Raw genomic sequence first — 12,755 nt, 5'->3', positions numbered from 1 at the left:
CCGTCGAGGACGCCGGCGCTCCGGCCGGTGGTATGATCCGGCGCCATGCACGACCTCACCCAGGGATCCGTCAACAGGCACCTGATAGCGCTCTCCTCCTTCATGGCTGTGAGCATGCTGTTCCAGACCCTTTATTACCTGGCCGATCTCTATTTCGTCGGGCGGCTGGGGAAGGACGCCATCGCCGCCGTCGGGCTGGCGGGTAATCTCATGATCGTGGTCCTGGCGATCACGCAGACCCTGGGGGTCGGGACGACAACGCTCGTTTCGCACGCGGTGGGGCAGAAGGACCACGACCACGCCGGCCTGGTGTTCAACCAGGCGTTCGTGCTGTCGCTGGTCGTGGGGTTCGTGGTGGCGGTCCTCGGGCTCGTTCTGCGCGGGCCCTACTGCCGATGGCTGGGGGCCGACGAAGCGACCGCGCGGCTGGGAATCCAGTATCTGAACTGGTTCATCCCCGCGATGCTGCTGCAGTTCGTGATCGTCGCCATGGGATCGGCGCTGCGCGGCAGCGGTGTCATCAAGCCGACCGTCGGCATCCAGATCCTGACCGTGGTTCTCAACATCCTTCTGGCGCCTGTCCTGATCCTCGGCTGGGGCACGGGGCACCCGCTGGGCGTGGCGGGAGCGGCCCTGGCGACGTTCATCGCCATGGTCGTGGGGACCGTGATGTTCTGGATCTACTTTCTGCGTCCGGGCAACTATCTGAAAGTCTCGATCGCGCGCTGGAAGCCGCAGGGCCCGATCTGGTGGGGCATGACACGGGTCGGCCTGCCGGCCGGGGGCGAGTTCGCGCTGATGTCGGTCTACATGGTGCTGGTGTACTCGATCATCCGCGGCTTCGGCGCGGCGGCGCAGGCCGGATTCGGCATCGGAGCCCGTGTGATGCAGTCGATGTTCCTGCCGGTCGTGGCGATCAGCTTCGCCGCCGCCCCGCTCGCCGGGCAGAACTTCGGCGCGCGCCGCGCCGAGCGCGTGCGGGAGACGTTCAGGTCGGCCTCCATCCTGGTCTCCGCCTTCATGGTCCTGTTCACGATCCTGAGCCACATCGCGCCCGAGGCCCTGATCGGCGCGTTCTCGAACGATCAGGACGTCGTCGCCTTCGGGGGCGAATACCTGCGCGTGATCTCCTACAACTTCCTGGCGATGGGGCTGATCTTCACGAGCTCCAGCATGTTTCAGGGGATGGGGCACACCCTGCCGCCTCTGGCCTGCTCCTCCCTGCGTCTTCTTCTGTTCGCGCTTCCGGCCTTCCTGCTCTCGAGGCGCGCCGGCTTCGAGATCCGCGCGGTATGGTATCTCTCCGTGGTCTCGACGGCGATCCAGGCGGTGCTGGTCCTGGCGCTGCTCCAGGTCGAGTTCCGCCGCAGGCTGACCTTCGCGCCGGCCCCCTCGGCGGCCGCCCTTCCCGAGGAACAGTCCGCCGGCGCGGGGTAGGCTTCGGCGCTCCGGGCCCGGACGCACGGGGTCCGCATTACAAATCCGTCCTCGGTCTTTCCCTCGCTCCGTGGAATCGGCGATCGATCGGCGCGTGTCCTTGACTTGGACGTCGCGCGCCCTAACTTGAATCACGGACTGGCGTTGAGGGTGTTCCCGGCTGCGTAGAAGTACGCAGTTTTCGATGGACGATCCTTGTGCGGAGGCGTCTCGTGGCTCGACGACTCGCCGGCACCGTGCCCCTCGCGGTTGTCCCACACCTCCGCGTGCAGTCCAGCGCACAGCGTCTCGGAGCGTTCCTGGCGGCGACGCTCCTGGCCGCGGCCGCCGCTTCGGGGGACGCGGCGCGCTGCGAGGAGCCCCCCGCAGATCTCACGACCATCGGCCTCGAGGCCGTCATGAACCTGGAGGTCACGTCGGTCTCGAAGAAGCCGGAGCGGCTGATGGACGCGGCCGCGGCGGTGCAGGTGATTACGTCGGAGGACATCCGGCGCTCGGGGGCCACGACCCTCCCGGACCTCCTCCGCCTGGTGCCCGGGGTGCAGGTCGCCCGGGCGAATTCGAGCACCTGGGCGGTCGGCGTGCGCGGCTTCACCAGCACGCTCTCCCGGTCGCTGCTCGTCCTGATCGACGGGCGCAGCGTCTATTCCCCGCTGTTCGCCGGAGTCTACTGGGACGTGCAGGACGTCATCCTGAACGATATCGATCGGATCGAGGTGATCCGCGGCCCGGGCGCGACGCTGTGGGGCGCGAACGCGGTCAACGGGGTCATCAACATCATCACCAAGAGCGCCCAGGCCACCCAGGGTTCGTACGCTTCTTTGCGCGGCGGCAACGAAGACCGGGCCGTGGCGACCGGCCGGTTCGGATGGAGGACCAAGAGCGACGTGGCGATCCGCACGTACGCCAAGTACTCCGATCGGGACGCGGAGTTCCATCAGAACGGGGACGACTTCGACGCCTGGCACCTGGGGCTGGCGGGGTTCCGCGCCGACGCCGATCGGGGCGAACAGAATCACCTGACGCTCCAGGGCGACCTCTACTCCGGGAAGGCGGGCCAGCGCGAAGCCATCACGACCTACACGTCGCCGTTCATCCAGCTCGTGGAGAAGGATGCCGACCTCTCCGGGGGCCACCTGCTCGGCCTGTGGAAGCACCGCCTGAAGGAGGGCTCGGATACGACGCTGCAGTTCTATTGCGACCGAACGCACCGGGACCTGGCCGTGTTCACGGAGGATCGGGACACCTACGACGTCGAGTTCCGGCACAGTCTTCGTATCGCCTCGCGCCACGACCTTCTGTGGGGCGCCGGCTACCGTCTGACCTCCGGGGTCACCGAATCCGTGCCGACGCTTCAGATCGTCCCCCATGATCGGACCGACGACGTGCTGAGCGGGTTCGTGCAGGACGAGTTCCGGATCGTGCCCTCGAAATGGACCCTGACGGTGGGCTCGAAGTTCGAGCACAACGACTACAGCGGGTTCAATTCGCAGCCGAACCTGCGCGTCGTGTTCAGCCCGTCATCGAAGCAGGTCTTCTGGTCCGCGGCCTCGCGGGCGCTGCGCGTGCCGTCGCGGATCGAGACCGATCTGTCGCTGACCGCGTTCGTCGAGCCCACGACGCCGACATTCGCGCGTCTGATCGGATCGAAGGACTTCAAGCCGGAGCGGCTCACGGCGTACGAGCTGGGCTACCGGCTCCAGGCGATGGAGCGTCTGTTCGTCGACCTGGCGCTGTTCCAGAACGACTACGCGCGTCTGCTGAGCCTGGAGCCCGGCGTCCCCTTCACGGAGACCTCCCCACCGCCGAGCCATACAGTCCTTCCGCTCGGCTTCGGGAACGGGATGACGGCGGACGCGCGAGGCGCGGAGCTCTCGCTGGACTGGCACCCCGCCGGCCGCTGGCGTCTCGCCGGCTCGTGCTCCTTTCTCGAGATCGATCTGCTCCCGTCGTCGGACAGCCTCGATACGACCACGGAGAACTCCACGGAAGGATCGAGCCCGCGCCGCATGGCTAACTTGAGGTCGTCGCTGGACCTGCCGCGGAATTTCGGGCTGGACGTGACCCTGAGGTACGTCGGGCGGCTGCCGAGCCAGTCGGTCGACGCCTACACGGAGATGGACGTGCTGTTCAGCCGGCGTCTCGGCGCCGGCTTCGAGCTCGCCGTGGCCGGGCAAAACCTCCTCGACTCCCGTCACGCGGAGTTCGCCGGGGGAAGCGTCGCGAGGGTCGAGGTCGAGCGCAGTGTGTACGGCCGGATCGCGCGACGATGGTAGCGGCGTCCCGGCACCGACTCCTGGTCCTGTGCCTGGGGGGAATGCTCCTGGCGGCGGGCGGCGGAGCGCGCGGAGACGAGACGGCCAAGGGCGTGCTCTCCGAGTACCAGATCAAGGCCGCCTACCTCTACTACTTCACGACCTTCGTGGACTGGCCCTCCGAGACGTACTCCCGCACCGCCGAGACGGTCGTCGTCGGTGTGCTCGGGGAGGATCCGTTCGGCGCCATCCTCGACGAGACCTTCCGCGGCAAGAGCGTGAACAGCAGGAGGCTCGTGGTCAAGAGGTTCGCGAACATCAAGGACGCCCGTGACAGCCACGTTCTTTTCATCAGCAACTCGGAACGGGACCGCCTTCCCTCCATCCTCAAGGCCCTGGAAGGCGCGTCCGTCCTGACCGTCGGCGACCTGGATCGGTTCGCCTCGCGAGGCGGCCAGATCGCGTTCCGGACGGAGGACAAGAAGGTGCGCTTCGACATCAACGTCGCCGCCGTGCAGCGCGCCCATCTCAAGATCAGCGCCCAGCTCATGAAACTCGGACGGATCGTCGACGGATCCGGACGTGAGGGGGTCTAGGACGCATGGCACTGTTCGGCGGCGGTTCGATCAAGAGGAAGCTGGTCCTCGCCAGCATCGTCAGCAAGACCATAGCCCTGCTCATCGTCGGCGCGGTGATCATCAGCTTCGACCTCATGGAGCTGCGCGAGAAACTGGTGCGGAGATTGTCGGTCCAGACCGACATCGTGGGGGCGAACTGCCTCTCCGCCCTGCTGTTCAGCGATCCGAAGTCCGCCGAAACGACGCTCTCGGCGCTGAAGGCCGATCCGCGCGTCCGCGCCGCCGGACTGTACACGGCGGACCACCGGCTGTTCGCGACGTACGTCCGCGACGCGTCCGCCGGGACGACCCTGCCGGTCGAGAGCGCCCTCGACACCGGCCCGGGCGCCCGGATGCTCGAGGATCGGCTCCTCCTGTCGAGGAGGATCCTTTTCGACGGGAAGACGATCGGCACCGTCGTCATCGCATCGGACCTCAGCGAGATCACAGGCACGATGGCGCGGGACGTCGTGATCTTCGCCAGCGTGCTGCTCCTTTCGCTGCTCATCTCTCTCGTCATATCGACGCGGCTGCAGCGGGACATCGCGCAGCCGATCCTCGGGCTCGCCGAGACCGCGAGAAAGGTTACGCTGGAGAAGGACTACTCCGTCCGCGCCACGGGCGGCAGCCGGGACGAGATCGGTTCGCTCGTCGGGGCCTTCAACGAGATGCTCGAGGAGATCCGGCAACAGGAGGCCGAGCTCCGGACCGCCCGCGATCGCCTGGAGCAACGTGTGGCCGAGCGCACCGCCCAGCTCGAGATCGCCAACAAGGAGCTCGAGGCCTTCTCGTACTCCGTGTCGCACGACCTGCGAGCGCCCCTTCGGAGCATCGAGGGGTTCAGCCACGCCCTGATGGAGGACTGCGCCGATTCCCTCAACGAGGCGGGCCGGGACTCGCTCCAGCGGATCGTCGCGTCCTCCGTCAAGATGGGCCAGCTCATCGACGGCCTCCTGAACCTCTCCCGCGTCACCCGCACCGAAGTGAAGGGTGGGAGCGTCGACCTCAGCTCGCTGGCGCGGGAGATCGTCGCTGATCTGCTACAGAGCGAGGACGGGCGTCAGGTCGAGTGCGTGGTCGCCGAAGGGGCCGTCGCGGAGGGGGACCAGGCGCTCCTGCGCGCCGTCCTGCAGAACCTGATCGGGAACGCCTGGAAGTTCACCCGCAAGCGGACCCCGGCCCGGATCGAGTTCGGCATCGACGGCGGTTCGGGTGAGACCAGGTACTTCGTCCAGGACAACGGCGCCGGCTTCGACATGGCCTTCGTCGACAAGCTGTTCGGCGCGTTCCAGCGTCTGCACGGCCAGAACGAGTTCCCGGGCATCGGGATCGGTCTGGCCACCGTCCAGCGGATCGTGAACCGGCACGGCGGTCGCGTCTGGGCCATCGCCGCTCCCGACAAGGGGGCGACGGTCTATTTCACGCTCGGAAAGGGAGGAACGAATGGAGGACAAGAGGATCGTGCTGCTGGTGGAGGACAACCCGGACGACGAGGCGCTGACCCTGCGGGCGCTGAAGAAGAACAACATCCTCAATGAGGTGGTCGTGGCGCGCGACGGCAGCGAGGCGCTGGACTATCTTTTGGGGTCCTCCGGGAAACCGCCCCGGATCCGGCTGGACCAGCTCGCCGTGGTCCTCCTGGACCTGAAGCTGCCGAAGGTGAACGGTCTGGAGGTCCTGCGCCGCCTGCGGGCCGACCCGCGGACCAAGCTGCTGCCGATCGTCATCCTGACGTCCTCGAAGGAGGAGAAGGATCTGGTCGGGGCGTACGATTCGGGCGCCAACAGCTACGTCCAGAAGCCGGTGGAGTTCGCGGAGTTCGTGAAGGCTGCGGGGCACCTCGGCCTCTACTGGCTGGTCACCAACGCTTCGCCGCCCATGCCGGCCTGATGGGACGATGACACGACCGCTGCGCGTCCTGATCCTCGAAGATAACGAGAACGACGCCGAGCTCCTGCTTCGCGAGCTCAGACGCCAGAACTACGAGCCCGTCTATCATCGCGTCGACAGCGAGGCGGCCATGAACGAGGCCCTGGACCGCGAGCCCTGGTCCCTCATCATCTCCGACTACGCCATGCCGCAGTTCACGGCGATGCACGCCCTCGAGATCATCAAGCGACGGAGCATGGACCTGCCGTTCATCATCGTGTCCGGCACGATCGGGGAGGAGACCGCCGCCATCGCCATGAAGAGCGGCGCGCACGATTTCCTGACCAAAGGGAAGCTGACCCGCCTGGGGGCCGCGGTCGAGCGCGAGCTCCGGGACGCGGAGGAGCGCCGGGAGCACAAGAAGGCGGAAGAGGCGCTGCGCCGCAGCGAGGAGCAGCTGCGGCAGTCCCAGAAGGTCGAGGCGATCGGACGGCTGGCGGGGGGCATCGCGCACGACTTCAACAACCTCCTGACGATCATCAACGGCTACACCGAGCTCCTGCTGGGGCGCATCCCGGCCGAGGATCGGATGAGCCGGGACATCAACGAAATCCGGAAGGCCGGGATGCGTGCCGCCTCTCTCACGCGGCAGCTCCTGGCGTTCAGCCGGAAGCAGATCCTCGAGCCGAAGGTCCTGGACCTGAATACCATCGTCGTGGACCTCGAGAAAATGCTGAGACGTCTGATCGGCGAGGACGTCGAGCTGATCATCTCCCCCGCCGCCGACCTGCGCCGCACCAAGGCGGACCCCGGACAGATCGAGCAGGTGATCATGAATCTCGTGGTGAACGCGCGGGATGCGATGCCCCAGGGGGGCAAGCTGACGCTCGAGACGGCGAACGTCGATCTGGACGACACCTACGCCGCCAGGCACGTCGGCGTCCGCGCGGGCGCCTACATCCTGCTCGCGGTGAGCGACACGGGGTGCGGGATGGATCGGGAGGCGATGGCCCACATCTTCGAGCCGTTCTTCACCACCAAGGGCCCCGGCAAGGGGACGGGGCTGGGGCTATCGACCGTCTACGGAATCGTCAAGCAGAGCGGCGGCAACGTCTGGGCCTACAGCGAGCCGGGACGCGGCACGACCTTCAAGATCTACCTGCCGCAGGCCGAGGGGGTCGTCGACAGGCTGACGCGCGACGGCCGGCCTTCGGACATCCCAAGAGGCTCCGAGACCATCCTGCTGGTCGAGGACCAGAAGGAGCTCAGGGAGCTCGTCCGCCAGATGCTCGAGATGAACGGCTACACGGTGGTCGCGGCCGGCGAGGGGCTCGAGGCTCTCGAGATCTGCAAGCAGCACACGGGCGCAATCCATCTGATGCTCAGCGACGTCGTGATGCCCCAGATGGGCGGCCGCGAGCTGGCCCAGCGTCTCGCGACCCTCCGGCCGGACATGAAGGTCCTGTACATGTCCGGCTACACCAGCAACGCCATCGTGCACCACGGCATCCTCGACCCCGGGACCGCCTTCCTGCAGAAGCCGTTCACTCCCGACGGCCTGGCGCGCAAGGTGAGGGAGGTCCTGGACCAGGGACAGGAACCGGTCCAGGCGAGCCCGGTCCGCCGCTCCCGACTCGGATAATCCGCGATCGTCACGCCGCTTCGCGGCGCGCTGACCTACAATTCTGCCCGCCATGCGAAAACCTGCCGCCGAAGCCTCGCTCCTCCGGGTCGTCGGGGCCTGGGGGCTCGCCGCCAGCATCGTCAACGTCACCGTCGGGGGCGGGATCTTCCGCCTGCCGGCGGCGGCCGCGGCGTCGCTCGGCGCGGCCGCGCCGATCGCCTACCTCGTGTGCGCGGCCGCGATGGGGCTGATCGCGCTCTGCTTCGCGGAGGCGGGCAGCCGCGTGTCCATGACGGGGGGGCCGTACGCCTACGTCGAAGTAGCCTTCGGACCGTTCGTGGGATTCCTCGCCGGCGTCCTGGTCTGGCTGCTCGGCACGCTGGCGGTCGCGGCGGTCTCGACGATCTTCATCGATTCGATCGGCGCACTGGTCCCGCCCCTCGACGGGCCCGTTTCGCGGGGGTTCATCCTGGTCGGGATCTTCCTCCTGCTCGCCGGCGTCAACGTCCTCGGGGTGCGCCAGGGGACCCTCGTGAACGCGGTCGCCACCCTGGCCAAGCTCCTGCCGCTTCTCCTCCTCGTCGTCGCCGGCGTGCTGGCGATCCGGCCGTCGAACCTCGTCTGGACGCTCCGGCCGGCGCCGGCCGCCGTGGCGCGCGCCTCGATCCTCCTGATCTTCGCCTTCAGCGGCGTCGAGAGCGCCCTCGTCCCGAGCGGCGAGATCCAGGACGTCCGGAAGACGGTGCCGCGGGCCATCCTCGTGGCCATGTCGGTGATCACGCTTCTCTACCTCGCGCTCCAGATGGTGGCGCAGGGGGTGCTGGGGGCCGGCCTGGCGACGCAGCGGGCGCCTCTGGCGGAGACGGCGGCGGGCGTCTTTGGTCCCTGGGGGCGGACGCTGATGCTGACCGGGGCGATCGTGTCGATGTTCGGCTACGTGAGCGGCATGACCCTGGCCGTCCCGCGCGCCCTCTACGCCTTCGCGCGAGACGGGTTTCTCCCCCGGCAGGTCGCCGCGGTCCATCCGCGCTTCCACACTCCGTACGTCGCCATCCTCCTCCAGAGCGGGCTCGTCTGTCTTCTGGCGATCACGAACGGATTCGAGACGCTGGCGATCCTCGCGAACCTGGCGACCCTGATCCTCTACGGCGCGTGCTGCCTCGCCGCCCGGGAGCTGCGGCGCCGGGAGGTCTCGACCCGGGCCTCCCTCCGGGCGCGCGCCCAGCGGGCGATCCCCTGGGCGGCCTGCGCCGTGATCCTCTGGATGCTGACGAGCGTCACGGGGCGCGAGTGGGCCGTGGCGGGTGCCGTGATCGCCGTGGCCGCGCTCCTGTTCCTCGCGACGCGGGGCCGCAGGGCGCGCGCCGCCGCTTGACACCCCGCCCGGGGCGGGGCAAGGGGGACGCCTAGGTCCCGGTCTGGGCCGGAAGCGACTGCCCCTTGCTCTTGGTGACGAGAAGCTGCTCGAATTCCGGGGCGGGGACGGGCCGGCCGAACAGATATCCCTGCATGATGTGACAGCCGTCCTGGAACAGGAGCGTGCGCTGCTCCGCCGTCTCGACCCCCTCGGCGATCACCTCCAGCCCGAGGCCGTGCGCCATGTCGATCACGCCCGCCACGATCGCGGCGGTGCCCCGGTCCTTGACCGAGTCCTGGATGAACGACTGGTCGAGCTTCAGCGTGTCGATCGGGAAACGCCTGAGGTAGCTGAGCGACGAGTAGCCGGTCCCGAAATCGTCGACCGCGATCCGCGGACCCATCGCCCTGAGAGTCTTCAGGGTGTTGACCGTCTCGTCCACGCTGTGCATCAGGACGCTCTCGGTGATCTCGAGCTCGATGCGACGCGGATCGAGCGCGCAGGCGCCGATCGTCTGGCCGATCGTCTGCGCCAGGTTCTTGCCGCGGAACTGGCGTCCCGAGATGTTGACGGCCATCACCAGGGGTCCGTGTCCGGCGTCCTGCCAGGCCTTCGCCTGGGCGCAGGCGGTGTGCAGGACCCATTCCCCGATCGGCAGGATGAGCCCCGTCTCCTCGGCGAGCCCGATGAATTCCGCCGGGGGAACGAGGCCGAGATCGGGATGGCGCCAGCGGATGAGCGCCTCCGCGCCGATGATCGACCAGGAGCGCACGTCGATCTGGGGCTGGAAATAGAGCTGGAACTCTTCGCGCTCCAGGGCGCGGCGGAGCTTGTTCTCGAGCGTAAGTTTCTGGAGTGCGGCGGCATTCATCGACTTGCTGTAGAACTGGTAGTTGCTGCGCCCCGCGTCCTTGGCGTGGTACATCGCCGAGTCGGCGTTCTTGAGAAGCGATTCGAGGTCGTCCCCGTCCTGCGGGAACAGGCTGATGCCGATGCTGGCGGTCACGAAGACCTCGTTCTCGTCCAGCTTGAACGGTGGCTCCAGCGCCTCCTGCACGCGCCGCGCGACCCGCGCGGCGTCCTCCCCCCGCGCGATGTTCGTGATCGAGACGATGAACTCGTCCCCTCCCAGCCGCGCCACGTCGTCGGTCAGGTTCATCGCCTCGCCCCGCGCCACGGCGTCGCTGCTGCGCAGGCACTTCCGGAGACGCTCCGCCACTCCCTGCAGAAGCCGGTCGCCCGCGCTGTGCCCGAGCGTGTCGTTGATCTGCTTGAACCGATCGAGATCGAGGAAGAGGACCGCGAGGCTGCCTTCCCTGCGCCGGGCGTTCTCCAGCGCCAGGTCGAGCTTCTCCATGAACAGACGCCGGTTCGGCAGGAGCGTCAGACCGTCGTAGTAGGCCAGGAGACGGATTTGCCCCTCGACCTCCTTGCGATCCGAGATGTCCTGCGTCGCCCCGAGCATGCGCACGGCGGTGCGGTTCTTGTCGAAAATCACCTCGGCCTCTTCATGGACGGAGCGCTCCGTTCCGTCCGGGAGGACGATGCGGAAGTCGAGGCTGTACGGACGCACGTTGCGCAGGGCCTCCACCAGGGCGCGCGACACCGTGTCCTTGTCGGAGGGGTGCACGCGCTCGAGCTGCTTGTCGCGCGTAGGTGCCCAGTTTCCCGGGTCGATCCCGAACAGGTGGTACATCTCCTCCGACCAGTGCAGCTCGCCCGAGTTCAGGTCCCATTCCCAGTTGCCGAGACGGGCGAGGCGCTGCGCCTTGGCGAGCCGCTCCTCGCTCTGCAGCATCTTGGCGAGCGTCCGGCTGGCCCGGAGCATGTAGCGGACCCGGTGGATGAGGACGAGGACATTGATCGGCTTCACGCTGAAGTCGGTCGCGCCCGCCTCGTAGGCCTTGCTGACCGACTCGTAGTCGTCGAGGCCGGTGAGCATCAGGATCGGCGTCACGTCCCCGCCCGGCAGCCGGCGGATCGCCGCGCAGGCCTCGAATCCGTCCATCCCGGGCATGCTGACGTCGAGGAGAATCAGGTCCGGCTTCTGGCTCGTGAACAGCGACACGGCCTGCGCGCCGTCCACCGCCTCGATGACCTTGAACGCCTCGGCCTCGAGGGATTCGCGCAGGAATCCCCGCATCGTCGGGTCGTCGTCCGCGATGAGGATGAGAGAGCCGCCGGATTGGGTCTCGATGTTGCTCATGAATGAGGTTCTTCCGGCCAGTCTCCTCCCTGCCCCGGAAACTTAATTCTCAGGCCCGGCTGAATCAAGCGCGCACCGTCCCCGGGGCCCGGGTACAGCAACGTAACCCGGTTCCCCCCCCTGCCGCCCGCATGTAGAATCTCTCCATGCGGCAGGGACAGACCCGGCGCGTCCTCGTCCTCGGCGCGGGGGCGCAGGGGAACGTCGTCGCGGACGTCCTGTCGAGGGCGGACGACGTCGGCACGCTCGTCCTCGCCGACATCGACCCGGACAGGGCGGCAGAAACGGCCGCCAACCTCGGCAGCGCCAAGATTCGGACGGGGCGGGTCGACGCGGGCGACCTCGAGGGAACGATCCTCTTCCTGAAGTCGGGAGACTTCGACCTCGTCGTCAACACCGCCCTGCCGGAATTCATCCCGCGCGTCATGCTGGCCGCCCTGCGGGCCGGTTGTCACTATCTCGACCTGTCCTCGACCCGCTTCTATGAGCGGCGGGGCCTGCCGATCGAGCAGCTCGAGCATGCGGAGGAATGGCAGGCGTCCGGCAGGACCGCCCTCGTCAACGGCGGGAGCGCGCCGGGGCTGACGAATGTCATGGCGCGGGAGGGGGCGGACCGTCTCGACGATGTCGACGCCATCCGCATCCGGGACTACTCCGTCACGACGTGCGACGTGTTCGTGGCGCTCTGGTCGCTGCCGGTCTTCCTGCTCGACTGCGCGACCGAGCCGCTGATCTGGGAGGACGGAACGCCGAAGAGGGTGCCCATCTTCAGCGGCGAGGAGATGTACGACTTCCCGCCGCCGATCGGACGCCGCGGCAAGGTGTATCTGCACGCCCACGAGGAGCCAGTGACCCTGCCGCTGTTTGTCGGAAAGCCCGTGCGCTTCTGCGACTACAAGATCGGCGAGCCCGATATCGATGCCTGGCGGCTTCTGGTCCAGGGGCTCGGTCTGCTCGACGAGGAGCCGGTGGCGGTCGGCGGGATCCGCGTGAGTTCCCGCGACGTCCTGATGAAGAAGCTCCCCAGGACGATCGCCCCTCGGAGACTTCTGGATCTGGTCGAGGGCGGCCGGCTGAACAGCCAATCGATGGTGGTGTGCGAGGTGAGCGGCCGGAAGGACGGCCGCCGGATGCGCGTCACGCTGTGGTCGGAGTCGCCGGATCTCCGGACCGCGAGTGCTCTGGTGCGGGGCACGAGCGACGTGTCGCTCGTCACCTCCGTGCCCGCGGCGACCCTCGCGCTGATGCTGCTGCGCGGGCAGATCGGCCGGACCGGCGTGGTCCTGCCGGAAACACTCGGGCCGGAGGAGCGCTCGACGTTCTACCGCGGGATCGGAGAGTACGGGATCCGGGTGCGCAGACGGTTCGACGCGGACGCTTCCTAGGGAGC

At 67.8% G+C, this 12,755-nt stretch carries 9 protein-coding genes; 8 read left to right on the top strand and 1 reads right to left on the bottom strand.

What is annotated here, in order from left to right:
* Nucleotides 1-45 precede the first annotated feature (45 nt).
* From VEW47_00170 to VEW47_00140, 7 genes are all read left to right on the top strand, one after another.
* Complete coding sequence (locus VEW47_00170; protein HYS03582.1) at nucleotides 46-1,437, top strand: MATE family efflux transporter; 1,392 nt, start codon at nucleotides 46-48, stop codon at nucleotides 1,435-1,437.
* A 212-nt stretch (nucleotides 1,438-1,649) separates the two neighbouring features.
* The gene (locus VEW47_00165; protein ID HYS03581.1) at nucleotides 1,650-3,713 is read left to right on the top strand and encodes a TonB-dependent receptor; all 2,064 of its coding nucleotides are present in this window, start codon (nucleotides 1,650-1,652) and stop codon (nucleotides 3,711-3,713) included.
* A complete protein-coding gene (locus VEW47_00160) occupies nucleotides 3,707-4,288 on the top strand; it encodes a YfiR family protein (protein HYS03580.1) in 582 nt (193 codons plus the stop codon). Before VEW47_00165 ends, VEW47_00160 begins: the two co-directional genes overlap by 7 nt.
* A gap of 5 nt (nucleotides 4,289-4,293) precedes the next feature.
* Nucleotides 4,294-5,847: an ATP-binding protein gene (locus VEW47_00155; protein ID HYS03579.1), complete on the top strand. Its 1,554-nt coding sequence runs from the start codon at nucleotides 4,294-4,296 to the stop codon at nucleotides 5,845-5,847.
* Complete coding sequence (locus tag VEW47_00150) at nucleotides 5,753-6,199, top strand: response regulator (protein ID HYS03578.1); 447 nt, start codon at nucleotides 5,753-5,755, stop codon at nucleotides 6,197-6,199. The genes VEW47_00155 and VEW47_00150 overlap by 95 nt, the downstream gene beginning before the upstream one ends.
* A gap of 7 nt (nucleotides 6,200-6,206) precedes the next feature.
* Nucleotides 6,207-7,820, top strand: coding sequence for a response regulator (locus VEW47_00145; protein HYS03577.1), 1,614 nt, complete (start codon nucleotides 6,207-6,209; stop codon nucleotides 7,818-7,820).
* 52 nt (nucleotides 7,821-7,872) lie between these two features.
* Nucleotides 7,873-9,177, top strand: a complete 1,305-nt coding sequence (locus VEW47_00140; protein HYS03576.1) for an amino acid permease — start codon at nucleotides 7,873-7,875, stop codon at nucleotides 9,175-9,177.
* Nucleotides 9,178-9,208: 31 nt separating this feature from the next.
* Here the strand turns inward: VEW47_00140 and VEW47_00135 are convergent, their stop codons facing one another.
* Complete coding sequence (locus tag VEW47_00135) at nucleotides 9,209-11,365, bottom strand: EAL domain-containing protein (GenBank protein ID HYS03575.1); 2,157 nt, start codon at nucleotides 11,363-11,365, stop codon at nucleotides 9,209-9,211.
* A 146-nt stretch (nucleotides 11,366-11,511) separates the two neighbouring features.
* Between VEW47_00135 and VEW47_00130 the strand changes: the two genes are divergently transcribed.
* On the top strand, nucleotides 11,512-12,750 hold the full coding sequence (locus VEW47_00130; GenBank protein HYS03574.1) for a saccharopine dehydrogenase NADP-binding domain-containing protein: 1,239 nt from the start codon (nucleotides 11,512-11,514) through the stop codon (nucleotides 12,748-12,750).
* Nucleotides 12,751-12,755: the final 5 nt, after the last annotated feature.

Source organism: Candidatus Dormiibacterota bacterium (genome assembly GCA_035635555.1).
In the GTDB taxonomy this organism is placed as follows: Bacteria; Acidobacteriota; Polarisedimenticolia; order Gp22-AA2; family Gp22-AA2; genus Gp22-AA3.
The sequence above is the reverse complement of the archived record's forward strand: the minus strand, read 5'-3'. Positions and strand labels throughout refer to the sequence as shown.

What these genes read in the sequence shown, in the direction of transcription:
- VEW47_00145 (HYS03577.1), top strand. Translation starts at nt 6,207, where the DNA reads ATGACACGACCGCTGCGCGTCCTGATCCTCGAAGATAACGAGAACGAC.
- VEW47_00170 (HYS03582.1), top strand. Translation starts at nt 46, where the DNA reads ATGCACGACCTCACCCAGGGATCCGTCAACAGGCACCTGATAGCGCTC.
- VEW47_00135 (HYS03575.1), bottom strand. Translation starts at nt 11,365, where the DNA reads ATGAGCAACATCGAGACCCAATCCGGCGGCTCTCTCATCCTCATCGCG.
- VEW47_00140 (HYS03576.1), top strand. Translation starts at nt 7,873, where the DNA reads ATGCGAAAACCTGCCGCCGAAGCCTCGCTCCTCCGGGTCGTCGGGGCC.
- VEW47_00150 (HYS03578.1), top strand. Translation starts at nt 5,753, where the DNA reads ATGGAGGACAAGAGGATCGTGCTGCTGGTGGAGGACAACCCGGACGAC.
- VEW47_00155 (HYS03579.1), top strand. Translation starts at nt 4,294, where the DNA reads ATGGCACTGTTCGGCGGCGGTTCGATCAAGAGGAAGCTGGTCCTCGCC.
- VEW47_00160 (HYS03580.1), top strand. Translation starts at nt 3,707, where the DNA reads ATGGTAGCGGCGTCCCGGCACCGACTCCTGGTCCTGTGCCTGGGGGGA.
- VEW47_00130 (HYS03574.1), top strand. Translation starts at nt 11,512, where the DNA reads ATGCGGCAGGGACAGACCCGGCGCGTCCTCGTCCTCGGCGCGGGGGCG.